This is a genomic window from Spirochaetota bacterium (assembly GCA_017999915.1).
In the GTDB taxonomy this organism is placed as follows: domain Bacteria; phylum Spirochaetota; class UBA4802; order UBA4802; family UBA5550; genus RBG-16-49-21.
Genome location: JAGNKX010000001.1, coordinates 285,309 through 308,056, shown reverse-complemented (window position 1 = coordinate 308,056; position 22,748 = coordinate 285,309). Strand labels below are relative to the sequence as shown.

24 protein-coding genes are annotated in these 22,748 nt (G+C 56.2%); 8 read left to right on the top strand and 16 right to left on the bottom strand.

The window, feature by feature from the left end; all coding sequences use genetic code 11:
* The first annotated feature begins 321 nt into the window (after nucleotides 1-321).
* From KA369_01255 to KA369_01245, 3 genes are read left to right on the top strand one after another with little or no spacing between them, the layout of a single operon-like run.
* A complete protein-coding gene (locus tag KA369_01255; GenBank protein ID MBP7734576.1) occupies nucleotides 322-1,989 on the top strand; it encodes a long-chain fatty acid--CoA ligase in 1,668 nt (555 codons plus the stop codon).
* Between the two features lie 36 nt (nucleotides 1,990-2,025).
* Entirely contained in the window at nucleotides 2,026-2,646 is a 621-nt protein-coding gene (pncA, locus tag KA369_01250) for a bifunctional nicotinamidase/pyrazinamidase (GenBank protein ID MBP7734575.1), read from the top strand.
* An 8-nt stretch (nucleotides 2,647-2,654) separates the two neighbouring features.
* Nucleotides 2,655-4,103: a nicotinate phosphoribosyltransferase gene (locus tag KA369_01245; protein MBP7734574.1), complete on the top strand. Its 1,449-nt coding sequence runs from the start codon at nucleotides 2,655-2,657 to the stop codon at nucleotides 4,101-4,103.
* Between the two features lie 100 nt (nucleotides 4,104-4,203).
* On the opposite strand, the gene KA369_01240 is transcribed toward KA369_01245, so the two are convergent.
* The 3 genes from KA369_01240 to KA369_01230 form a co-directional block, all read right to left on the bottom strand.
* The gene (locus tag KA369_01240; GenBank protein ID MBP7734573.1) at nucleotides 4,204-5,733 is read right to left on the bottom strand and encodes a glycine hydroxymethyltransferase; all 1,530 of its coding nucleotides are present in this window, start codon (nucleotides 5,731-5,733) and stop codon (nucleotides 4,204-4,206) included.
* A 188-nt stretch (nucleotides 5,734-5,921) separates the two neighbouring features.
* A complete protein-coding gene (locus tag KA369_01235; GenBank protein ID MBP7734572.1) occupies nucleotides 5,922-6,320 on the bottom strand; it encodes a hypothetical protein in 399 nt (132 codons plus the stop codon).
* Between the two features lie 171 nt (nucleotides 6,321-6,491).
* Nucleotides 6,492-7,277: a glucose 1-dehydrogenase gene (locus KA369_01230; GenBank protein MBP7734571.1), complete on the bottom strand. Its 786-nt coding sequence runs from the start codon at nucleotides 7,275-7,277 to the stop codon at nucleotides 6,492-6,494.
* Between the two features lie 223 nt (nucleotides 7,278-7,500).
* On the opposite strand from KA369_01230, the gene KA369_01225 reads away from it, so the two are divergent.
* The 3 genes from KA369_01225 (at nucleotide 7,501) to KA369_01215 (ending at nucleotide 12,040) form a co-directional block, all read left to right on the top strand.
* The gene (locus KA369_01225; protein ID MBP7734570.1) at nucleotides 7,501-9,627 is read left to right on the top strand and encodes a sigma 54-interacting transcriptional regulator; all 2,127 of its coding nucleotides are present in this window, start codon (nucleotides 7,501-7,503) and stop codon (nucleotides 9,625-9,627) included.
* Between the two features lie 515 nt (nucleotides 9,628-10,142).
* Entirely contained in the window at nucleotides 10,143-11,090 is a 948-nt protein-coding gene (locus tag KA369_01220) for a hypothetical protein (GenBank protein MBP7734569.1), read from the top strand.
* A gap of 107 nt (nucleotides 11,091-11,197) precedes the next feature.
* The gene (locus tag KA369_01215; GenBank protein MBP7734568.1) at nucleotides 11,198-12,040 is read left to right on the top strand and encodes a hypothetical protein; all 843 of its coding nucleotides are present in this window, start codon (nucleotides 11,198-11,200) and stop codon (nucleotides 12,038-12,040) included.
* 201 nt (nucleotides 12,041-12,241) lie between these two features.
* Here KA369_01215 and KA369_01210 read toward each other — a convergent pair whose 3' ends face one another.
* Nucleotides 12,242-13,420 (bottom strand): NADH:flavin oxidoreductase, encoded by a 1,179-nt coding sequence (locus KA369_01210; GenBank protein MBP7734567.1) that lies wholly within the window; start codon nucleotides 13,418-13,420, stop codon nucleotides 12,242-12,244.
* 232 nt (nucleotides 13,421-13,652) lie between these two features.
* Between KA369_01210 and KA369_01205 the strand changes: the two genes are divergently transcribed.
* Both KA369_01205 and KA369_01200 read left to right on the top strand, forming a co-directional pair.
* Entirely contained in the window at nucleotides 13,653-13,973 is a 321-nt protein-coding gene (locus tag KA369_01205) for an STAS domain-containing protein (GenBank protein MBP7734566.1), read from the top strand.
* Between the two features lie 29 nt (nucleotides 13,974-14,002).
* The gene (locus KA369_01200; protein ID MBP7734565.1) at nucleotides 14,003-14,821 is read left to right on the top strand and encodes an SDR family oxidoreductase; all 819 of its coding nucleotides are present in this window, start codon (nucleotides 14,003-14,005) and stop codon (nucleotides 14,819-14,821) included.
* Between the two features lie 21 nt (nucleotides 14,822-14,842).
* On the opposite strand, the gene KA369_01195 is transcribed toward KA369_01200, so the two are convergent.
* The 12 genes from KA369_01195 to KA369_01140 form a co-directional block, all read right to left on the bottom strand.
* Nucleotides 14,843-15,208, bottom strand: coding sequence for a YraN family protein (locus KA369_01195; GenBank protein MBP7734564.1), 366 nt, complete (start codon nucleotides 15,206-15,208; stop codon nucleotides 14,843-14,845).
* A gap of 6 nt (nucleotides 15,209-15,214) precedes the next feature.
* Entirely contained in the window at nucleotides 15,215-16,438 is a 1,224-nt protein-coding gene (locus tag KA369_01190) for an HD-GYP domain-containing protein (GenBank protein ID MBP7734563.1), read from the bottom strand.
* Entirely contained in the window at nucleotides 16,438-16,719 is a 282-nt protein-coding gene (locus KA369_01185) for an EscU/YscU/HrcU family type III secretion system export apparatus switch protein (GenBank protein MBP7734562.1), read from the bottom strand. The genes KA369_01190 and KA369_01185 overlap by 1 nt, the downstream gene beginning before the upstream one ends.
* Nucleotide 16,720: 1 nt before the next feature.
* Complete coding sequence (locus KA369_01180; protein MBP7734561.1) at nucleotides 16,721-17,785, bottom strand: hypothetical protein; 1,065 nt, start codon at nucleotides 17,783-17,785, stop codon at nucleotides 16,721-16,723.
* Nucleotides 17,782-18,495 (bottom strand): ribonuclease HII, encoded by a 714-nt coding sequence (locus KA369_01175; GenBank protein MBP7734560.1) that lies wholly within the window; start codon nucleotides 18,493-18,495, stop codon nucleotides 17,782-17,784. The genes KA369_01180 and KA369_01175 overlap by 4 nt, the downstream gene beginning before the upstream one ends.
* Nucleotides 18,496-18,516: 21 nt before the next feature.
* Nucleotides 18,517-18,951, bottom strand: a complete 435-nt coding sequence (rplS, locus tag KA369_01170) for a 50S ribosomal protein L19 (protein MBP7734559.1) — start codon at nucleotides 18,949-18,951, stop codon at nucleotides 18,517-18,519.
* 12 nt (nucleotides 18,952-18,963) lie between these two features.
* A complete protein-coding gene (trmD, locus tag KA369_01165) occupies nucleotides 18,964-19,662 on the bottom strand; it encodes a tRNA (guanosine(37)-N1)-methyltransferase TrmD (protein MBP7734558.1) in 699 nt (232 codons plus the stop codon).
* Complete coding sequence (gene rimM, locus KA369_01160) at nucleotides 19,652-20,179, bottom strand: 16S rRNA processing protein RimM (GenBank protein ID MBP7734557.1); 528 nt, start codon at nucleotides 20,177-20,179, stop codon at nucleotides 19,652-19,654. Before rimM ends, trmD begins: the two co-directional genes overlap by 11 nt.
* Nucleotides 20,179-20,415, bottom strand: a complete 237-nt coding sequence (locus tag KA369_01155; GenBank protein MBP7734556.1) for a KH domain-containing protein — start codon at nucleotides 20,413-20,415, stop codon at nucleotides 20,179-20,181. The genes rimM and KA369_01155 overlap by 1 nt, the downstream gene beginning before the upstream one ends.
* 17 nt (nucleotides 20,416-20,432) lie before the next feature.
* A complete protein-coding gene (gene rpsP / locus KA369_01150; protein MBP7734555.1) occupies nucleotides 20,433-20,696 on the bottom strand; it encodes a 30S ribosomal protein S16 in 264 nt (87 codons plus the stop codon).
* Nucleotides 20,697-20,989: 293 nt separating this feature from the next.
* Nucleotides 20,990-21,673, bottom strand: a complete 684-nt coding sequence (rpe, locus tag KA369_01145; GenBank protein ID MBP7734554.1) for a ribulose-phosphate 3-epimerase — start codon at nucleotides 21,671-21,673, stop codon at nucleotides 20,990-20,992.
* A complete protein-coding gene (locus KA369_01140; protein ID MBP7734553.1) occupies nucleotides 21,663-22,676 on the bottom strand; it encodes a PASTA domain-containing protein in 1,014 nt (337 codons plus the stop codon). Before KA369_01140 ends, rpe begins: the two co-directional genes overlap by 11 nt.
* Nucleotides 22,677-22,748: the final 72 nt, after the last annotated feature.

Genomic DNA, 22,748 nt, shown 5'->3' with positions numbered 1-22,748 from the left:
AATACTCCCTTCTTGCTGTTTTTCAGCAAACTGCTAATTCAATCTGGATTGCTGGGGGACGAAGACAAATATTCCCTCGATGACGGACGGGTTTTTTAAACAATCGGAAAAAATACACCTCGCAGCATGCATCGGGGTGTACTGTCTGATAATGTTCTGCGTGCTCTCATCCCCGGAGCTGAGCTCAGCGGTTTGTGCCTCGATCAATTATTGTATGACAATAATATTGTATTGACAAGCGTCCAATGATAGTCCATAATTATTTTAAAGAAGAGTCACCATATTCGTGCTTTCAAAAAATTAATTTAGGGGGTTTCGTATATGGATAAACCGTGGATCAAGTCATATGCGTCAGGCGTAAGTCCTACACTGCAGTATGAAGAAATTACCATGTCGGAGGTTCTAGCCAGGACCGCCCGGAAGTATCCTGATAAAACCGCTCTTATATTTCTCGATGTGAAGATATCGTACCGTCAGCTCAATGACATGGTCAACAGCTTCGCCAACGCCCTCATCGATATGGGCGTGAAGCCCGGCGACAAGGTGGCCATGCTCCTCCCCAATGTGCCGCAGATCGTGATCGCGAGCTACGGCGCCTGGCGGGTCGGGGCTGTCGTGGTCATGAATAATCCCCTCTATACTGACAACGAGCTGGAACACCAGCTGAACAACTCCGAGTCCACGGTCCTGGTGACCCTCGACCTCCTGGGCCCCCGGATGATCGCGCTGAAGCCGAAGACTCCGGTGAAGAAGATCGTCGTGGCCCATATCCGGGACCACCTGAAATTCCCGAAAAAGCAGCTCCTTCCCATCGTGGCCAAGGACAAGCACCGGGAGATCCCGACTACGCCGGACGTGTTTGAGTGGATGGATATCATAAAAAAATACCCGGCCACGGACCCGAAGGTGTCCGTATCCTTCGACAGCCTCGCCAGCCTCCAGTATACCGGCGGCACTACCGGCGTGAGCAAGGGCGTCATGCTTACGTACAGAAACCTCATGTCCAACGTGCAGCAGGTCAACAGCTGGTTTCCCGATTTCAACGAGGGCGAGATTATCATGCTCGGCGTGCTCCCCTTCTTCCACTCATTTGGCCTGACCTGCGTCATGAACTATACCATATGGAAAGGCGGGACCGACGTGCTGATCCCGCGGCCCGAGCCGAAGGTGATCCTCGAGGCCATCCACAAGCACAAGATCAACTTCTACCCGGCCGTGCCGACCATATACGTGGGCCTGCTGAACCACCCGGACCTGGCCAAGTACGACATATCGTCAATAAAAGGTTGTTTCTCCGGCGCTGCGCCGCTGCCGGTGGAGGTCATCAAGGAATTCGAATCAAAGACCGGATCGCAGATCTGCGAGGGCTACGGCCTCTCCGAGACGAGCCCCGTGGTGACGGTTAATCCCTGGGGTGGGAAGACCAAGGTCGGTTCCATCGGCGTTCCCCTTCCTGATACTGAAATCAGGATCGTCGATCTCGAGGAGGGGTCGAAGGATATGCCCCAGGGCCAGCCCGGCGAGGTCATCATCCGGGGACCCCAGGTGACGAGCGGCTACTACAAGATGCCGGACGAAACCGACAAGACCGTGAAAAATGGCTGGCTCTTTACCGGGGATATCGGCACCATGGACAGCGAGGGATTCTTCTTCATCGTCGACCGGAAGAAGGACATGATCATCGCCGGCGGGTACAATATCTACCCCCGCGATATCGACGAGGTCCTCTTCGAGCACCCGAAGATACTGGAAGCCTGCGCCATCGGTATCCCCGACACCTACCGGGGAGAGACCGTGAAGGCCTTCGTGGTGCTCAAGCCGGGAGAGACCATGATCGCGGAGGAGGTGATCGAGTACTGCAAGGAGAAGCTCGCCAAGTACAAGGTTCCCACCGCGATCGAGTTCATCGATTCCCTGCCGAAGAGCGGGGTCGGAAAGATACTGCGCAAGGAGCTGCGCGCCATGGAGCTTGCCAAAATGGGCAAATGACGGTGGCGTGGCGGAGCGTGCGCCAGGGAGGCTGCCATGACAACCCGCGACGTCCTGATCGTCACCGATGTCCAGAACGACTTCTGCCCGGGGGGCGCCCTCGCCGTCGGCGAGGGCGACCGCATCGTCCCGGTCATCAACGGCATCATCGACCGCTTTCACCGCATCGTGGCGACCCAGGACTGGCACCCGAAGCACCACATGTCCTTCGCCTCCAATCACCCGGGAAAGAAGCCCTATGACCAGGTGGAACTGGGGGGGATTCCCCAGACCCTGTGGCCCGACCATTGCGTGGCAGGCACGGCCGGGGCCGGCTTTCATCCAGGCCTGAACCCCGACCGCTTCGATGTCATCGTGCGCAAGGGGACCAACCCTGCGGTGGATTCCTACTCCGCCTTTCTGGAAAACGATAAAAAGACCAGGACCGGCCTCGACGGGTACCTGAAATCGATCAACGCCGGCCGCGTCTTTTTCTGCGGCCTCGCAACGGATTACTGCGTCTTCTACAGCGCCATGGACGCCGCCTCCTTTGGCTTCGACACCCTGGTGATCCTTGACGCTTGCCGTGGCATCGATGTCCCGGCAGGCTCCATCGACCGGTCCATCGGGGAGATGAAAAGCCGGGGAATACGGCTGATCGAATCAGGGGAGCTGTGAGCGCTCCCATGACCAGTTCCCTTCTCACCGATTTTTACGAGCTCACCATGATGCAGGGATACTTCTTCAACTGTCCTGACGACCGGGGAGTGTTCGAGATGTTCTTCCGGCGCCAGCCCTTCCAGGGAGGATACACGGTCTTCGCCGGTCTCGGGCCGCTCCTGCGGGCCCTTGAGGGCCTGCGCTTCACCGGGGAAGAGATCGCCTACCTCGATTCGCGGGGTGTTTTCAAAAAGGAATTCCTCCGGTACCTGGCCGGGTTCAGGTTCCGGGGGGATATACACAGCGTGCCGGAGGGGACCGTGGTCTTTCCCAATGAGCCGCTGCTGCGTGTCCGGGGAAACCTGATGGAAGCACAGATGATAGAGAGCGTGATCCTCAATTACATAAACTTCCAGTCCCTCATCGCCACGAAGACGGCGCGCATCGCCTCCATCGCGGGGGAGAAGCCGGTGATGGAGTTCGGCCTCCGCCGCGCCCAGGGGACCGACGGGGCCCTGGCGGCGACGCGGGCGGCCTTCATCGGCGGGGCGTCGTCCACGTCCAACACCCTGGCTGGAAAAATGTACGACATCCCGGTGAGCGGCACCATGGCCCACAGCTGGGTGATGAACTTCGACAGCGAGCTGGAGGCCTTCAGGAAATACGCCGCACTGTACCCTGACCGGTGCGTGCTCCTGGTGGACACCTTTGACACGCTGAAATCGGGCATCCCTAACGCCATCGCCGTGTTCAGGGAATTGAAGGAGAAAAAGCCGTCCCTCATGGCGGTGCGCATCGACAGCGGAGACCTGGAGTACCTGAGCAAGAAGGCCCGGTCGATGCTCGACGGGAGCGGCCTCCGGGAGGTGAAGATATTCGTCTCCAGCGACCTTGACGAATGGATCATGCGGCAGCTCATCGACAGCGGCTCCCCCATCGAGGCGTGGGGCGTGGGAACGCGCTTGGTCACGGGCTGGAACGACCCGGCCCTGACGGGCGTGTACAAGATCGTTGCCACGGAGAGGAGTGGACGCGTCGATCCCCGCATCAAGATATCGAACCAGGCGGAAAAGATCACGAATCCCGGCGTGAAGAATATCATGCGATTCTACAATGACCGGGGCCAGATGTTGGCCGACCTGATCTACCTTGAAGACGAGGAGAGGGAGCTGGAAGAGGCGATCAAGGGGAGGGCGCCGGTCCGCTTCAACCATCCGGCAACGGAATACGCGCAGTTCACTCTGAAAGATTATGCGACGGCGAGGAAGCTCCTTGAGCCTGTCATGAGCAATGGCGCGGTTACAGGCAGCGAGATGTCTCTGCAGGAGGTGCGGGAGTACCGCCGCGGGGAGATCGAAGCGCTGGATAAAACGTTTAAGCGGCTCCTCAATCCCCACATATACAAGATAAGCCTGTCAGATCAGCTGAAGAGGGTCAAAACCGATATGATCAGGCTTATCAGGAACAACTACTGAAACTGTTCAGAGGATGGATCCCCCTGAACCCTGGGGTGCACATCATGAAGTAAGCGCGGTCTCGTGACCGCGCCTGCCGTGGGCCATGAATGTGGCCTCGTCATACAGCCACGGAAATGTCGTTGTTCACGAAAGAATCCATGAGAAAATCAAGGTCGAGCTCCGGGTATACCGGGTAGCGCGACAGCAGGTCCTTGACCCGATCCAGGGCATCGCCCCTGGCGTTGGCGTCGATATCGTATTTGGCCAGGCTCTTTTTGTGGGTCTGGGGGTCTACCTGGGCCGTGGTGCCGGAAAGGACCCTGTGCATGATCTGGGCGATCTCCTTCATCTGGGAGACGTCCATGCCGAGGGTCGTCACCGCCGGGGTGCCGACGCGGATGCCGCTGGTGTACCAGGGACCGTTCACGTCGAAGGGAAGGGAGTTCCGGTTCAGGGTGATGCCGCACTCGCGCAGAGCGCTTTCCGCCTGCCGCCCCGTGAGGCCGAAGTTCCTGACGTCCACCAGGAGGAGGTGATTGTCGGTGCCGCCCGTGGCGACGTCCATGCCGGCCTCCATGCAGAACCGGGCCAGGGCGCCGGCGTTTTTCACTATGGCGGCGGCATAGGCCTTGAATTCAGGCTTGTTCGCTTCCCGGAAGGCCACGGCCTTGGAGGCCATCACGTGGGGAAGGGGCCCGCCGATGACCAGGGGGCATCCCTTGTTCACGGCGTCGGCGAACTCATTGGTGCACAGGACCATCCCGCCCCGGGGCCCCCGCAGGGTCTTGTGGGTCGTGGTGGTCACCACGTCGGCGTAGGCCACAGGGTTCATCTCGCCGGTGAAGACGCCGCCGGCCACCAGGCCCGCGAAATGGGCCATGTCGACCATCAGCACAGCCCCGACGCGGTCAGCGATCTCGCGCATTCTCTTGAAGTTGATGGCCCGGGGGTAGGCGCTGTACCCGGTCAGGAGGATCAGGGGCTTAATCTCCTCAGCTTTTGATTCGATCATGTCATAGTCGATGAGGCCGGTTTCGCGGCTCACCGTGTAGGAATGGGCGTCGAACATGCGGGAGGATACGTTCATGCGGTAGCCGTGGGTCAGGTGGCCGCCGGAATAGTAGTCCAGGCCGAGGAGCCTCCGGTTTCCCATGTCGCGGCGGAGGGACGCCCAGTCGCCGTCGCTCAGCTCGTTGGGGTTTTTCGCCTTCAGCTCGTTCAGACGCGGCGCTTCAACGCGGGTCGACAGGATCGCCCAGTAGGCGACCAGGTTGGCGTCGGCGCCGCTGTGGGGCTGGACATAGGCGTGGTCGCAGCCGAAGAGCTTCTTCGCCTCTTCGACCGCCAGGTTCTCGATCTGGTCGACGTTGTCGCAGCCGGCGTAGAATCGGTGATAGGCGAATCCCTCGGCGTACTTGTCCGTGAGGAGATTCCCCATGGCCAGCTGCGACGCGATGGAGGAATAGTTTTCGCTCGCGATGAGCTTCAGGTTCGACCGCTGGTCCGCCAGCTCCTGCACGACGCTCCGGGCGACCTCGGGGGCGACCCGGGCTATGGTTTCGAGATTTGCCAGGTAGGCGAGAAAGGAGCTGTTGATGCCTTCAGGCCCGTTTTGTTCCAGGTAAGATGCGATAATTGATTGTTCCATGGGACACTCCTGTGGCAGTTGTTTGCATGCCCAGGCGTGCGACATGACGGTACTGCAAGAATTCCCTGATGGTCATTTCCATCTAAAAACGCCAGTCATTCTTGATGACCTTCTGCAACAGCGGGCTGTTTTTGTCAAGGATTTATAACCGGGTGAAGGGGCACGGCATGCCGTGCCCCTTCACCCGGTTATTTCCGGTAAATGACTGCGGTGATCATCCCGGCGATGACCAGTTCAATGATGCCGTAGACGAGCCATATCGCAGCAAGTCCGAAGGGGATCGGATACATAGCGTATGCCCCTAACATGCCGGTAACGTTCATCAGGAGGCCGATGAGAAGGCCGTAGCGGGCCCCTTCGGCCACGCCGCGCGACTCGTAACTTTTGGTGAAGATGAAGACGAACATGAAAGAAAAGAAGAGGGATCCCAGCATCATGAGCCACATGTAGTTCATCATATCGGGACGCCAGAGTCCCTTGATCTCCTGGTACCAGGAGGCGAGGAGCACGCCGTGGACGAGCCAGTCTATTGCCTGCAGTACGACAAAAACAACAACGCTTGCGATAATATAACGTTTTATATTCATAGCATCCTCCAGTAAAATTATTTATATCCGGCAGGATAACCCTGTTTTTCCCGCCGGTCAAGAAAAAGTTGTGAGACCCCTATGTCACGCACGGGCATTCCCGCGGGTTATGACAAAGAAAAACCCGGCCTGGTGCCGGGTATTTCATTGCCGGTGATGTGAGAGGTTTGCTTATTTCGCCCCGAGACCGCCGTCGACCGGTATCACGGCGCCGGTGATGTAATCCGACGCTTTTGACGCGAGGAACAGGGCCAGGCCCTTTATCTCGTTCTCTTCGCCCACTTTCATCAAGGGTATCTGGCCGACCATGGCGTCCAGGATCGGCTTCATCTCAGGCTTGAAGATATACTCCATCATGTCCGTATGGAAGAATCCCGGCGCGATGGCGTTGACGTATATCTTATGCTGGGCCAGCTTGATGGCCAGGTTCTTGGTCAGTATCTCCACCGCTGCCTTGGATGAGTTGTAGGCTACTGCAGGGTGGGCTATTTCGAGGGAGCCGCGGGAGCCGAAGACCGAGGATATGCTTATTATCTTTCCCCCTCCCTTAGCTTTCATGATGTTGGCCACCTGCTGGGTGAGGATCCAGAGCCCCCGCACGTTGACATTGAAGATCTTGTCCCACTTGTCAAGGGGGAAGTCAAGGGTGGGCGCGCCCCAGGTGATGCCGGCGTTGTTTACAAGGATATCGACGGTGCCGAATTCCTGCACAGCCGTTTTGACCAGGTTGTCTATGTCATCCTTGGATTCCATGTCGCATTTCACGGGGATGGCCTTCACGCCGAGGGACTGGAGCTCTTTCGCCTCTTTTTCGAGGTTCTGCATCTTCCGCGACGCGATCACGAGATCCGCTCCGGCCTCCGCCAGTCCAGTTGCGATAAAGCTCCCCAATCCGCGTCCTCCGCCGGTAACGATCGCTTTCTTTCCCTTGAGATCAAACAGTTCTTTAACGTTCATACGGGACTCCTTCTGTAAAGTATATTGTAATGAATGGCTATATCCAAAAATAGAACGTTCATAGCCGAGCCATGATTGGATAATTATGAAACCGGTCCCCGTATATACAAGAAAAATTTTTTTATTAATTCAGATGGGGCATATCCCCCGGGATGGAAAATATATTTCTGTAAATGGGTAAAAAACATTTGAAAAATAATTGTAGTCCCATAGGCTCTTTGCCATGGCACGGCAAAAACGCCTGAACTCAATCGAGGAAATTTTCGAGGATAAGTGGAGGAGCGGCGAGCTCCTGGTGGGCAGGTTCAGGCTGGTCATTCTCCTGGCTTTTATTCCCCTGATATTCGCCCTCCGCTTCCTTCTGGGGTATCTCCTTCCTTCCTACTGGCTCCTCAGCATCGGCAAGTGGATCGTCATGTCTGCGGCAGCCGCGGGCATATACATTGCCCTGATGAGAGGGTTCTACCGGTCCTGGGTCGGCTTTGCGACCGTCTTACTGGACACCGCCTTCGTGACGGTCAGCATCGTGACCCTTTCCTTTTATACGATGCACCATGTCGGCCTCATGCAGGATCCCCTGGTCATCATCTATTACCTTATTGGCTTCAGCGGCGGCATCAGGTACCGGACCCGGTATGCCATCTTCAGCATTGTACTGTGCGTGCCGGTGATCGTCATGCTCTCCTGGTTCGACCGCACCTACCACGGGATTCCCCTTGATTACATTTTGCTGATGGACCGGCTGGCGTTTTTTTTCCTGATATCGGTGATGGGCCTCGCCTTTTCCCGGATGCTGGGCGATTACATCCTGGCCTGGTACCAGATGGGCGAGAAGCACGTTCGGGAGATTTCGTCGCTGATGGAGATCGGGCGGAAGATCTCGTCCCGCGAGGAGCTCGCAAAGACCCTCGCCAACATCGTGGCTGAAACAAACAAGCTCCTCCAGTGCGACCGGAGCTTTATCGTTCTGAAAAACGCCCGATCGGGCATGATGGAAGTGGTTACGGAATCAGGGGCAGCCGGCTGTTCTACTGAAGATGCCATGGAGTGGAGGATCGGGAAAAAGATTATCGACACGGCCGCGGTCCTGGCGGCGCCTCCCGAAAGTATGACCGGAATCCGGGGCCGCGCTGCCGCCATGAAGAACGGCCCCATCCGGAGCCTCTATGGCCTCCCCGTGACTGTGGACGGCGCCGCCGCGGGCGCCCTGGTGTCTGCCGGCAGCGAGGAGAGGGTCTTTTCCGAGCATGACCGGACCCTTCTCGGGGTCCTGTCGGAGCAGGCGGCCATTTCGATAAAGAATTCCCGGCTGCTGGAACAGCTGAAGAACGAGAGCGTATACCTTCACGAAGAGCTCGATTACTCATCGCGCTTTCAGAACATCATCGGCCAGAGCGGCGCCATGAAGGAGATCTACGGCATCATAGAAAAGGCGGCGAGGTCCACCATCCCCGTCATCATCAGGGGCGAAAGCGGCACCGGCAAGGAGCTCATCGCCGACGCCCTGTACGCCCTGGGTCCGCGGCGGGACAAGCCCTTCATCAAGCTGAACTGTTCGGCCATTCCCGCGGAGCTCCTGGAGAGCGAGCTCTTCGGCCACGAGCGGGGCTCCTTCACCGGCGCGGACCGCCAGCGCCGGGGAAAGTTCGAGCTCGCCGGCGGGGGCACCATCTTCCTCGACGAGATCGGGGACATGAGCCCGAGACTCCAGACGAAGCTCCTCCGGGTGCTCCAGGAGGGGGAGTTTCAGCGCATCGGCGGCGAGTCTTCCATCAGGGTTGACGTGCGGGTCATCACCGCGACGAACCAGAACCTGGAGGAAAAGATCCAGGAGGGAGAATTCCGCGAGGACCTCTTCTACCGGATAAACGGTCTCCCGATATACGTGCCCCCCCTCCGGGAGCGGCGTGAGGATATTCCCCCGCTGGTGGAGCACTTCATCAAAAAGTATGATTATACCGGCGCCCGGAACATCGAGTTCACCGTGTCCGCCATGCGCTTCCTCACGTCGCAGGAGTGGCGGGGCAACGTGCGGGAGCTGGAGAACCTGGTCCATCGCATGCTGGTCATGACGGACAAGAACAGCATATCCGAAAAAGACCTTGAGGCGATCTGCACCACCTCCGACACGTCGCGGATGATGGATTTTTACTCCTCCCTGAAGGGTTATATTGAGGAGGCGATCCGAAACGGCTGCGATGTCGCGGCTGATATGGAGCGCATCGAGCGGGAATTTCTTTCAGCCGCATTCAGGCAGACCGGGGGCAATGTAAGGAAAACGGCTGAAATAACCGGTCTTCCCAAATCAACCCTTTTCAACAAGCTCCAGAAATATAGAATCTCCGAATAACTGTTTTCCTGAATTTGTCGTTTTGAACCCCGCTTGCGGGGGTGAGAAATCTAAAATGTGGGGTTTCCTTGATAAGATTTCTCCTCATCCCGGAATACCGGGATTCGCTGAAATGACAGTTTTGCAACAGGTCAGTGTTTATCTCAATTCCAACTGGGTAAAGTTACTGCATATTTGTCCGAAAACCGGGACAGATGATTCCATTGTGGGACAGATCATCCTGGCTTCAATGCCTCTGCCGGCTAGACCTCATCCCCTGACCCCCCTCTCCTTCACAAGATGAGGGTGGTCAGGAGAAGATAAATAAGGAAATCGAATGCTCGGCCGCGGCACTTTGCATTAATTCTCCCGATTTCCGGATTATCGAGGGGCGGGAGGGGGTGATTTTTTTCTCTGGCACGTTTCCTGCATTATATATCTGACAGATGGAGCTTTGACAGATACAAAGAATGTCATATGGAGGTGCTATGAAGAGGTTTCATGGAATTCTGGTCATCTTTCTTTGGGCAGGTGTCTTGAATGTATCACAGGCCGGTGCCGCCGGGGGGTGGTCGCTGGTGAAAAGCAGCGGCGGCATAAAAGTCTACGAGCGTTCGGTCATGGGAACCGATTTGATGGAATACATGGCGGTCACCGCCATCGATGAGAAGATGGAGGTCATCGGCGAGGTCCTCCGGGATGTGCCGGCCTATCCCAACTGGATCGCGGACTGCACCGTTGCCCGGGTGGAAAAGAGATACGATCGCAACACCATGGCCATATACCTGGGATTGAAGCCCCCCATCATCCAGGAACGGGACGTGGCGTTGAAGGACAAAACAGTGTATGAGTGGGATAGAGGCAGGGCCGCCATCTCATTCGCCGCCACCGATGAAATCAATGTTCCTCTTAAAAGGGGCTGTGTCCGGGTGACGGTGATGAACGGTCTTTTCGACATGGAGTTCCTGGGCAGGAACAGGACGAAGTTCATTTACAAGCTCCTGGTGGACCCGGCCGGGAACATCCCCAAAAAGGTGGCCTACGCGGTCATGAAGAGCTATCCTTATGATACCCTGAAAAGGCTGCGGACCGTGGCGCCTGACAGAAAGTACAGCAACGCCGCCAGGGGAACGGAGGAGGAGCGCGCCATCGATACGCGGACCAAGAGCGATGCTTACATCCGGAGAATACTGGCAACCAGGCTCGCGAAGTTCGTTAAGGACAAAGGAATCCTACTGGGGATCATCAATAACGATAAGAATAATATAAGAAACGTCCTCAGTGCCGGCGCGTCCTATGAGAGTATTGAAAAGGCGTCATTGCAGTTTTACTTCACCTACCTGGACAAGACGGTTCCGGATAAAGGGGCGGTGGAGAAGCTGAAGAAAAACAGCAGGCTCGTTGAAGAGATAATAGATATGATCGTGACCGACTGCGGGGCCGCCGGCATTTCCGTGGAAAGTCTTATAGCGAAGCACCAATAGGGGCGGTTCGGATCGGCCTTCTTGGCAAGGCCGGACTTTGCTTTGCGAAGCAGGGGAACCCGGCGCAGTCGGCGCCGGTGCCTTATATAACAAAATGGAGGTCTTTCATGGTACAAGTTGATGTGGTATGGTCGTACGCCTTTGGCGCGACCTTCGCGGCGGCCGCCGCGCGGCAGCTTGAAAAGGAGGTAAAACCCTTTAATAATAAATGGTATATATTCATCCTTCTATTTCTTTCAATATTCTTCGCGCCCTCGGGCCTGTATCTGCTCTGGGAGCACACCCAGTGGGAAACCATGCAGGTGGCCACGAAGTTCAGCGACATTCCGGCCTGGCTGGTGACCATCTTCGCCATTACCAATATCACCCAGGGGATCCTGGGCTACTGGACAACCTTCCTGCTGGTCAAGAAGAAGAACTACTATGGGGCACACGCCAACTGGATGGTGGCGTGGATCATTTTCTGGTTCATCCTCGTGTGCGGCTGGGACTGTACCGGGTACCAGCGGTTTCTCTATGACATGAGCGTGAATGACGGCGCCCTCTGGGAACCGGGGAAGCTCATGGGAGTTTCGTTCTTTTACGCCAGCAGGGTGTGGTGGACCCTGGTGTTCATGGGCCTATGCTTCGCCCCCATGCTCGTGTACGGCTTTGTCGCATTCACCCGTGAGGGGGCCCGGATGGACAGGACCATCCCCTCGGACAATGTACCGGGCGCCCCGAAGATCCTTGCCTTATACCTGGGAACTCAGTGGGTTGTTTGCCTCGGCCTGGCGATCCTGGCGGCCCTGGCGGTCATGGGGATCAGGGAGCTCACCGGGAGCCTTCTAGCGGCGTACTGTATCGGCATACCGGCCTTTTCAGCGGCGGCGTACTTTCTGCTGTTCCGGAGGAAAATGCCTATGCACTGGATCGCGAGGCAGCTCTACGTCAGGGAGCCGGGCGAGTGATTCAACAGAAGTTATGGTGATTTAATGATATAAGCGGCGCACCTTTCGCTCACTCCGCCGCAAATAGTACATCCTGTCCTAGCGGCTCCGGCAGCCATCCTGGCTGCCTGTTCGCTGAAAGGCGACGCCGCTTATGATTGCCTCTCCCCAATTCCCTGGCATCAAGGGAGGGGAAATACTATTTATGAAATGTCTATATCCTCACCCCTCGAAGGTGCAGCGCATCTCGCCCATGTACATGGTGGCCACGCAGCTGTTGCAGGGGCCGCAGCGCAGGCACTTTGACACATGGGCCGGGTCCTTGCGAATCTCGTTCACGAAGCCGGGATCGGCCACCAGGGCCCGGGCCAGGGCCACGTAATCGAAGCCCTGTGCCATGACCTCTTCTATTTTTTTCCGGGATACGAGGCCGCCAACATAGACCAGGGGGAGCTTCACCGCCTTTCTCACCTTCAGGGCGTCTTCGAGGAAGTAGGCCTCGGTGTACGGATAGTCCTTGATCATGACGCGTGAAAAGGCCATCATTCCCAGCTTTATTAAAGGATCAGACTGGTAGCTGATGAGCTCCCGGTGGGGAGTAAGGCCGCGCATCATGTAAAAGGGGGTCTTGCTCACGAAGCCGCCGGAGAGGACCAGGGCGTCGGCCCCTTCTTCCTCCAGGATTTTCGCCACGGCGATCCCCTCATCGACTCCCATCCCGCCCGAAAAGCCGTCGTCAAGGTTCGTTTTCACCAGCACGGCGATTTTATTTCCCGCCGCCTTTTTCACCTCCGCCATGACCATCCTGAGGAACCGTGCGCGGTTTTCGAGGGGGCCGCCGAATTTGTCCCCGCGGTGGTTGGTAAAGGGCGAAAGGAACTGGCTTATGAGATAACCGTGGCCCGCGTGTATCTCCACCGCGTCAAAGCCCGCTTCCCGCGCCAGCGCCGCGGCCCTGCCGTGGGCCCGGGCCATTTCCTCGATATCGGATTCGGTCATTTTTCTGGGAAGGGTGATGCCGAAGAGGCAGAACCGTCCCGACGGGGAAATCGCCCGCTCACCGGAAACCTTGCGGTCTCCCATATTGCCTGCGTGACCCAGCTGGACCGAGGCCGCCGCTCCCTCGCGGTGAACGGCGTCGGTGAGCTTTTTAAAGTGGGGAACGGCCTCGGGCCGCATCCACGCCTGGTGGCTGAAGGTTCGCCCGCCGTTGGTCACCGACACATAAGCCACGGTGGTCATGCCGATCCCGCCGGCTGCCACGGAGCGATGGTAGTTGATGAGCGATTCCGAGGGGATGCCGCCGGGGCACATGCCTTCGAAACCCGCGGACCGAATGGTCCTGTTTCTGAGTGTGATGGAGCCAATCTTCCCGGTATTGAACAGTCCATTTTTATTCATTTGTTGTATTCCTCTTATTCCCTTGATCGGCCGAAACGGTAAGAATGCTCTCCGGATGTGTCAATCATTATTAACGCTGAAAGAGACCCCTGTTTAACGGTCGTGATATTTTGCGCAATAAATGCAGTGAAGCTGAAGCGGAAAAAAATATTTTGTTGTAAAATTTTCCATCCATATTGATTATATGATATCACCGGTAAAAAAAATCACTCGGATGATAGTGTAGGACACCATGATACAGGTACATGATAGTGATGTTCTGGAGATCTGTTTCACCGATTCCAATCTCGGCATCGTTAATGCCGGGGACATGCTGGAGAAGCTTAAAAAAGCCGCTGAGTCCAGCACCAAGGACATCGAATTTAACATGGATGCGGTCACGTCCATTGATTCAACCGCCATCGCGACCTTTGTAAAGTTCGTTCAGCACCTTTCAGGCTCGAAACGGACCATCACCATGACCCATGTCGATCCGGAGATCATGAAGGTTTTAACAATGCTGAAGCTGACTAGTTTTTTTAAATTGAAAGCCAAGAAAGCCTTTCCTTCCTGATGAACATTCAAAGGTGTTCTGATAATAATATGGTACAGGCATATACAGGCAAAGTCGCCATTGTCACGGGCGGGGCCTCCGGCATGGGGAGGGCACTCTGCCGCGGCCTGGCTGCGCTGGGCGCCAGGGTCGTGGTCGCAGATATAAACGGCGAGGAGGCGGAGCGCACTGCCTCGGAGATCTCGTCCCTGGGATTCCATGCCCGCGCCGTGGCCCTCGATGTGGCGGATGAAAGCGCCGTGTTCAGGGTCGTTGAGGACGCGGCCGTCGAATTCGGGTCCCTGGATTTCTTTTTCAACAACGCCGGCATCGGCATTTCGGCGGACGCCCGGGACCTGACCATCCCCCAGTGGCGGAAGATCTTCGACGTGAACCTTTTCGGCGTGCTTTACGGCACCATGGCCGCCTACGCGGTCATGGCGCGCCGTGGGAGCGGCCATATCGTCAACATCGCGTCCATGGCCGGGTTCGCCCCCTTTTCGATCAACGCGCCCTACACCGCGGCCAAGTACGGCGTGGTGGGCCTCACCCAGGCACTGCGCCACGAGACCTCGGACCTGGGTGTGCGCATGACCCTGGTATGCCCGGGGATCGTGAGGACCTCCTTCTATGACGCACTCGAGATCATCGGGACGGACCATGACACCTACATGAAGCGGATGCCCCGGCGCCTCATCTCGCCGGAGCGCGCGGCGGAGATCATCCTTAAAGGCGTGGCCAGGAACAGGGCGTTGATAATATTCCCCTTTCACGCGAAAGCGCTCTGGTGGATCAACAGGCTCTTCCCCTTCGTCATGACCATGATCAACAGGAAGATGGTGCGCGAATACCGTACCCTCAGGGGATGATTGGCCGGGCGGCCGCGCCCCCTACCGGAACATGTCCTCGATCCATTCAATGGAATCATTCCGTATCGATATCAGGTCAAAGCGAAAGGTGATGGCGGGCAGGTTGACTTCAGGCGTCGCTGCGATGAACGCCCGGGCGGCGGTCTTGAGAGAGCTCTTTTTCCTGGAGCTGATGGAATAGAGGGCACCGCCGTAGCGCTCGGTGCCCCGGCTTTTAACTTCAGCGAAGATGACGAGGTCTCCATTGCGGGCGATGATGTCGATCTCCCCGTATTTGCCGAAGCGGTAATTGCGCGCGATGATGCTGAACCGGTTTTCCTCGAGAAAGGCCGCGGCGCGCTCTTCGCCGTCGGTCCCGAGATTACGGTTATGGAGGTTCCCCGGCACCGCCGCCTACAGCACGTCGAAGATGTTGATGCCCACTTCGGCCTCGTCCAGGGCCCTGACGATATAGAGCGAGGATTCCGTCAGGAGGCTTATGATGGTGGTGTCCTCTATCCGCCGGCGGTCCTTGTCGAAAATGACCTTGATGATCGGGCGGAGTGGCTTTTCCGGCACCGAACCGATGATGATGCCGATGGCGCCGTCGTTCAGCTCCACGAGGGAGCCGATGGGGTAGACGGACATGCGGGAGAGAAATATGCGCAGAATGACCGGGTCGAACTTGTTGACGCCGCTCGACAGGAGATTACGCATCGCGTGATAGAAATAGACCTTTTTCCGGTAGCTCCGGTTTGATATCTGCGCCTCGTAACTGTCGGCGATGGCGGCGATGCGGGCGAACTCGTCTATATCGTTGCCCCGGAGACCCCGTGGATAGCCCTTGCCGTCGAACTGCTCATGGTGCTGGAGCGATATGATCGCCGAGGTCTCCTTGATCTTGCCGAGGTCCTTCAGCGCCTTGTAGCCGAGGAGGGGGTGCGTCTTTATCTGGTTGAATTCCTGATCCGTCAGGTTCGACTGCTTGTGGATGATGTACACCGGGAGCTTGATCATGCCCGCGTCGATGAGGAGGGTCCCCAGGCCCAGGTCGTTCAGCTTGACAGGGTTGTACTTCAGGGCGGTGCCGATGATCAGGGAGTAAAAGGTCACGTTGACCGAATGTGTCAGGGTATAATCCTTGCCCTCGTCGAGGCCGTACAGGAATAGAAAAATATTGCTGTTGTCTTTCAGGAGCTTTATGATGCTCTGGACCGTGTCTTCGAGGTCGCGCGTCTCAAATGGAATGTTGTTGCGGACCGCCTTGTAGGCGGCTTCAACGGCGTTCCGCGCCCGGTTGTGCACTTCGATGAGGCTCTTGCGCTTCTTCAGCAGATCGTTGTAATCGCTGACGATTTTCTTTTCATTATCGATGTCCGAGGGCTTCGCGGGGGCGGCCTCTGCGGCGCCGCCATTGTCGGCGGCAGGGGCTTTTTCTTCGCCCACTTCCATGCGCTTGACCAGGATGCCCGACGTCTCGACTTCGGTGATCCCCCAGGTCATGAGCTTTTTGATGTCTGCTTCACGGATGGGGGAGTTGGCGGTGATGAGCATGTTGTTGCTGTCCACGTAGATGGGCTTGTCGTACACCATCCCGGGCCTCAGCTCCTCCACGGATATTTTTCTCATCTTGGCCATTATACTAATCCCATGCCGTCCAGTTTTGCTTTAAACTCCGAATTGATCCGATAGCAGTATGCGAGTACTTCGGAGACGGCCTTGAACAAGGTTTCCGGTATTTCGCTGCCCACCGGTAGTTGCGCAAGCACCTGGACGAGATCCGAATCGCGATAGATGGTAATATTGTGCTCCCTGGCGATCTGTATCAGACGTTCGACCAGTATCCCCCTGGCAACGGCGAGTATTTTAGGGACATCACCGGAATATTCCAGCGCCGCCCCTGCTCTATCGTCTTTCATCCTATACCCGTATATCAAATACACTATTAAGAGAGTAATATGAATAAATTTCAACTATTTTATTTATGGCCTGATCGGTATTGTAGAAATTTACATGAATACCCGAACCTATATTTTTCATGTTTTTCGCAAGCATCTCGGCTGATCCCTTCAGGGCCTCCAGTGCTTCCCTGGTTTCGCAGAATACGGTCACCGGGTATTCGTCCCCGATGGTCCGCGCGAGAACCTCGACGCGGCCCAGGCCTGAAAAATCGACACTGAAGACCCAGGCGTCACCCTTTCCCAGGAAGCGCACCGGACGCAGGTCGTCACCATCATGGAAGGGAAGCTCCCCCGTAACATACCCGGCCGGCATTTCAGCGGCCTGTGTCGCATAACCGATGAGTTGTCGCAGTACCGTTTCTTTTGTTTCGCCCTCTTCCAGGCGGTCAATCTCGTTCATAATGGCGCCGATCATAGAATCATGATTGCCGGGTTTTCCCCTGGTCCACTTACGGATCCGCTCCCCGTCAAAACCGAGCAGCAAAAAAAGAGAGTGGAGCGCTTTCGAGTCAAAACGGGCGCCTGAAAGGAGGATGGACAGGTCCGTGACCGCCCCTCTGTCAACGCCCAGCTTCAAAAGCCGGCCGAGGAAACGGGTCAGGCCGTCCTCTTTTTTATCCGACTTGGGCGTAAGGCCCAGGAGGAGGGCGTTCAACTCGAAAATCCCCGCCGGGTGCTTTGCCAGGGCGCTCCCCATGTTCTTCTGTATCAGGCCCATGTCGGCAATTGTCGCCTCAAGAAAGCGCCTCGCCAGGGCGTCCCTTCCTCCGGGGTCGACCATCTTGAATAAGAGCGAGCCGTCCTTAATCTCATCGAGCTTCAGGGTTATCATGGCGCCGGCCGGTATCCCCTTCTGAAATTCGGCATGGATCCGTTTCCCGCCGATTTCAAGGATCGCATCGCGGCCGCTTTTGCGATCAACGATCCGCGCGGTTATCTCCGCTCCTTTCTGGAGACCGGCAAGGTGGTCAACGGTCCCGCTTCTTCCGGAGACCCTGATGGTGCTGGTCGATTCAATTCTCATCCGGGAATCCCGATGGATGCCGCCATGGTACGGGCCGGCTCGTAGCTTCTCCGGTGGATCGGAGAGAGGCCCAGGCCGGAGAGAGCTTCCATATGCTGCACCGTGCCGTAGCCCTTGTTTCTCCGGAACGAATAGCCCGGATATATGTCATCGAACCGTTCCATGACCGTGTCGCGCCGTACTTTCGCCACAATGGAGGCAGACGCGATGGATATCGATTTCGCGTCGCCTTTAAGTATAGAACGAATGGGAACCGCGGAATGAAAAGAAAAATTTCCATCCAGGAGAATTATGTCAGGCCTGATAGATATACTCGCTAAAAGCCTGTTTAGTGCAAATTCAGTGGCGCCATTTATATTAAGCCGGTCTACGGTGCGGTGCGATACCAGGATGGATGACGTATGGAGTGCCCGGGCGCCTATGAGGTCAAGGCCGGTCCTGCGCTGCCGCGGGCTCAGTTTTTTCGAGTCATTGATGCCGTGGATGGGGCCGTCTTCGGAAAGGATGAGGGCTGCGTCGTAGATGACCATGCCGACGCAGAGGGGCCCGGCCAGGGCGCCTCTACCCACTTCATCGACGCCCGCGATGAGGGATAAACCGTCTTCAAGGAGAATTTTTTCAATGGCGAAGGTGGGTCCATGTGAAAAGGCGGACTCATCGCCCGCCTTTTTTTTTGCAGTCTTGCCGTACGTTTTGTGGAGGGATTCCACCGTGTTCCCTCGTCCGGGATATTATGATTCCTGCGGGGTCGTTCCTTCGGCCGTTGCCTCCGGAGCGGCGTGTGTTCCCGGAACGTCAGTGGCCGCTGCCGAGTGCTTCTTGCCGCCCTTTGCCGTCTTCTCGCGCAGCTTGGCGGATTTACCTGTCCGTTCCCGTAAATAGTAGAGCTTGGCGCGGCGGGTTTTTCCCTTCCGGATCACATCGATCTTGGCGATCCGCGTTGAATAGACCGGGAAAATACGCTCGACGCCCACGTCAAAGGAAAGCTTCCGGACCGTGAAGGTCTTGCTCATGCCCTTGTTGTCAATGGCGATCACGATCCCCTCGTAGACCTGGATCCGCTCGCGGTTTCCCTCAACGATGCGGTAGTGGACGCGAACCGTGTCGCCGATTTCGAAGTTTATGGTCCTTTCAACCGGCTTTATTTTCTTTTCAATTTCCTGCATGATATCCATCGCTCATTCTCCTGATATTTTTCTGATAAGATGTTTCCTGTATAGATCCGGACGAACCCGTTTAGTCTTCTCGATGCTTTCACCGCGCCGCCATTCCCGTATCAGCGCGTGATTGCCGCCCGTCAGCACCGCCGGCACCTTCATGCCTGAAAAATCCTCGGGCCGCGTGTAATGAGGATATTCCAGCAGGTCCAGCTCGAAGCTTTCCTCCGTCAGGGATCCGCTGTTGGACATGAAACCCGGCACGTACCGGGACACCGCGTCGATGATCGCCAGGGCCGCGTACTCTCCGCCGGAGAGTACGTAATCGCCGATGGAGATCTCGTAATCAACGTGCCGGTCGATCACCCGCTGGTCCACGCCCTCGTAGTGGCCGCATACGAGGCAGAGATCGCGGTGCCCGTGAAGCTCCTTGACCAGGTCCTGGGTGAGAAGCGTCCCTGACGCGGAGGTGAGCACCACCTTGGTGCCCGATTCCTTCACGCTTTCAATAGCCCCGTCCAGGGGGCCCGGCATGAGCACCATTCCGGACCCGCCGCCGTAGGGATAATCGTCGCAGCTGCGGTACCGGTCCGTCGAAAAATCGCGTATATCGGTTATCGTAACGCCGATGGTCCCCGATGCGACCGCCTTCCCGAGGAGCCCCGTTCGGAGCGGGGAAGAGAAAAAATCGGGGAACAGGGTTACAATCTTAAACTTCAAAGAGTCCCTCAACAGGATGAATATCCAGTCTTCCGTCCCGTATGTTCGTCGTGTCCACCATCGATTCCACGAAGGGGACCATGAACTGCCTTCCCGCCTCGTTCGAAATGATCAGTATTTCTCCTGACCCGGCTTCAAGGATGTCCGTCACGGTGCCGAAAGGAGCATCGTTGTAATACACGGAACATCCGATAACATCGTAATAATAAAAACTGTCCTCTTCCAGGTCGCTTCGCGTTCGTTCGGCTTCGGCCTTATCGATGCAGATTTCCGAGCCTTTCAGCGATTGGACGGCGTCCCGGTCATGTATGCCCTCGAGCTCCAGGAGTCCGGTTTTCCCCTTCTGCTCGATAAAATTCAGTATCTTGAATTCCCGGATATCGGTCTTGGTCTTTATGAATACGGATCTGCCTGCGTTAAAACGTTCCCTGATATCAGAGATCACCAGGACCTTCAGGCGGCCGTTCAGGCCGTGGGCCCCGGTGACAACAGCTATGCGGATATAATCATCTGTCATTAATCGAGTATTTCCAGCACCACCCGTTTTCCAGATTTTGTCGCGGAAGCGTTAATGATGGTCCGTATCGCCCGTGCTATTCTGCCGTGTTTTCCGATCACCTTTCCTATATCTTCTTTCGTTACCCGCAGCTCGAGGATTGTCGACTTTTCTCCTTCAACCTCTCGTATTTCCACCTGGTCGGGATGATCAACAAGGGACTTCACCATGTAATCAACGAGTTCTTTGTAGTTCATTTCCGCCTCCTGTTGAATTATTTGGCGCTTTTAAACTTTTGCCACAACCCCTTCTTTTTTAAAAGTTGCATGATGGTATGAGTCGGTTCCGCGCCTTTTCCAAGCCAGTGGAATAACTTCGTCTCGTCGATGGTGAATTGCTCGCCCTCTACGATCGGCTGATAGCGTCCCAGCTGATCGATGCACTTGCCGTCCCTTTTTTCCCTGCCGTCAACGGCTATGATGCGATAAAATGGCTTCTTTTTCGTTCCCACTCTCTGTAAGCGTATCTTGACAGTCACAACAGTCCTCCTGTAATGATTAGGAATTTATTTATTTTTACCCCTCTTTTTTTGTCAATAGAAAATAGCCAAAAAGGGGAAATTAATCAGTTTATTTCCACCCATACCCTGTCTACGGGCCCAGTCGGGGCTACGATGAATCATGCTCTATACTGACCAGGAAGGTGCTCTCTCATCGGATCCGTTCAAAGCGATGCATCGGTGTTATCTGAAATTAATTCTATCCGCGTAACAGGGACATTATAGACAGGGATGAGGACAGGGCGGATCGTACAATGAATGCTATTGTCTATTTACAAGCCTGTATGTGCGCGTTCGATCAGCTCCCTGACGTTATTATTGACATCTCCTCCCTTGAAGGCGGAGTTGCCGGCGACGATGACCGTGGCGCCGGCTGAAACGACACGGGCGATGTTATCCGGGCCGATGCCGCCGTCCACCTGGATCATCATCTTCCGTTCAGGTAGCGAGGCGAGAAATTTCGAGAGCTTTTGTATCCTGCCGATGGCGGGCTCCATGAAGGCCTGGCCGTAGAAGCCGGGATCCACCGACATGATGAGGACCATGTCCGCATAGGAGACCAGGTCGAAGATCGATTCCACCGGCGTTGCGGGATTGACGGCGATACCCGCTATAATGCCTGCCTTCCGTAACTGCTGGAGGACCCTTGCAGGGAAGCGCGTGCTCTCGTAGTGGATGGTTATGGCCCAGGGAGCAATGTCGATATACTCCTGGATGGAGCGCTCCGGCCGCTCTATCATCAGGTGCACGTCCAGGGGGATGGAGCTCTGCTTTTTCAGATCCCTGATGTAGCCCGGGCCGAAGGTCAGGTTGGGGACAAAGTTACCGTCCATCACGTCGAGGTGGAGCAGGTCCACGAGACCGCTGTCGAAGGTCTTCACCCGCATGCCCATGGTCGTCAGGTCGGACGCTATGATGGAGGGGGAAATGAGTATTTTTTTTCCGTCAATCGACATTGATGGCCATATCATCTATCTGTTTTTTATCGCAGCGGAACGTTATGATCGCGTTCCCCTCGCGCCTGAATACAAAGGATATCTTCTGGCCCGGGCCCGCTTTCTTCGAGAAGCGGATCCTTTTTGAATGTCCGTCCTCGATATATGCTTCATAGACACCCTGCTTTTCGTCATTGGGTATCTGGTATTCTATCTTTTCGTAGGCGGCATAGGGGTGCTTCTCGAGCTTGCAGTGGCTGACCTGGACCGTGCAGTTGTCGCCCTTTTGAATAGCGGCTCCCATCGCCGGGGTCTGCGAAACGACCAGGCCGCTTTTAGCCATGTCGTCCGTCGCCACGATCTCTTCGGTGACCGTGAGCCCCTTGGCGCGAAGGAGATCGTAGCAGAGCTCGATGGATTGGCCGACGACGCCTGGCATGGTCGCGTCAGGGGCGATTTTCCCTGTCGATACAAGGAGGTTTATCTTCCGGTCCGGCGTGACCTTTTCGCCGGGCCGGGGGCTCTGGTCTATCACGATGTTGTCCGCAGTGGTATTCGACGGAATGTAGGATATGACGCCGGTGCCGAGGGACAGGGTCTTGTCGTGGCGATGTATGTTCCTCAGCGTGCTCAGGGCCAGAGGAAGCTCCTTGCCGGCAAGGGCCGGCACCTCGATGTAGTATTCCGACCTGCTCACCAGCAGCTTGATCCTGCTGTTCTCCGGAACGACCTTTCCTTTTTTCGGGTACTGGGAGAGGACCGTGCCGTCGTCGATATCGGCGATGTCCTTGAATTTGATTTCCGGCTTGATCCCTTTCCGGATGAGGCTGTTGTAGACCTCGGTGAACTGTTTGCCTTCAACGTCGGGGACGATGACCTCCCGCTCGGGTTTGGTCAGGAATATCAGCATGATCGTTGAAACGACCAGAAAGATCGAAAAGCCGATGAAAAATATGACCGCTATACGGCCGATATGGCCGAAATACCTGAATTTCTCTTCGCGGGATGTGCCTTTATCTGTCATTGTATAACTCTCTGAACCTGTATTAGCGCCATCGGCTTACTATGAAGCCGTCAAACATTATGTCTTGTCAGG

Coding starts and splice junctions, on each gene's coding strand:
- KA369_01215 (MBP7734568.1), top strand. CDS start 11,198: ATGGTACAAGTTGATGTGGTATGGTCGTACGCCTTTGGCGCGACCTTC.
- KA369_01200 (MBP7734565.1), top strand. CDS start 14,003: ATGGTACAGGCATATACAGGCAAAGTCGCCATTGTCACGGGCGGGGCC.
- KA369_01245 (MBP7734574.1), top strand. CDS start 2,655: ATGACCAGTTCCCTTCTCACCGATTTTTACGAGCTCACCATGATGCAG.
- rplS (MBP7734559.1), bottom strand. CDS start 18,951: ATGCAGGAAATTGAAAAGAAAATAAAGCCGGTTGAAAGGACCATAAAC.
- KA369_01180 (MBP7734561.1), bottom strand. CDS start 17,785: ATGAGAATTGAATCGACCAGCACCATCAGGGTCTCCGGAAGAAGCGGG.
- KA369_01185 (MBP7734562.1), bottom strand. CDS start 16,719: ATGAAAGACGATAGAGCAGGGGCGGCGCTGGAATATTCCGGTGATGTC.
- pncA (MBP7734575.1), top strand. CDS start 2,026: ATGACAACCCGCGACGTCCTGATCGTCACCGATGTCCAGAACGACTTC.
- KA369_01225 (MBP7734570.1), top strand. CDS start 7,501: ATGGCACGGCAAAAACGCCTGAACTCAATCGAGGAAATTTTCGAGGAT.
- KA369_01190 (MBP7734563.1), bottom strand. CDS start 16,438: ATGGCCAAGATGAGAAAAATATCCGTGGAGGAGCTGAGGCCCGGGATG.
- KA369_01240 (MBP7734573.1), bottom strand. CDS start 5,733: ATGGAACAATCAATTATCGCATCTTACCTGGAACAAAACGGGCCTGAA.
- KA369_01155 (MBP7734556.1), bottom strand. CDS start 20,415: ATGAACTACAAAGAACTCGTTGATTACATGGTGAAGTCCCTTGTTGAT.
- KA369_01230 (MBP7734571.1), bottom strand. CDS start 7,277: ATGAACGTTAAAGAACTGTTTGATCTCAAGGGAAAGAAAGCGATCGTT.
- rpe (MBP7734554.1), bottom strand. CDS start 21,673: ATGTCGATTGACGGAAAAAAAATACTCATTTCCCCCTCCATCATAGCG.
- KA369_01255 (MBP7734576.1), top strand. CDS start 322: ATGGATAAACCGTGGATCAAGTCATATGCGTCAGGCGTAAGTCCTACA.
- rimM (MBP7734557.1), bottom strand. CDS start 20,179: ATGACAGATGATTATATCCGCATAGCTGTTGTCACCGGGGCCCACGGC.
- KA369_01140 (MBP7734553.1), bottom strand. CDS start 22,676: ATGACAGATAAAGGCACATCCCGCGAAGAGAAATTCAGGTATTTCGGC.
- KA369_01210 (MBP7734567.1), bottom strand. CDS start 13,420: ATGAATAAAAATGGACTGTTCAATACCGGGAAGATTGGCTCCATCACA.
- KA369_01205 (MBP7734566.1), top strand. CDS start 13,653: ATGATACAGGTACATGATAGTGATGTTCTGGAGATCTGTTTCACCGAT.
- KA369_01235 (MBP7734572.1), bottom strand. CDS start 6,320: ATGAATATAAAACGTTATATTATCGCAAGCGTTGTTGTTTTTGTCGTA.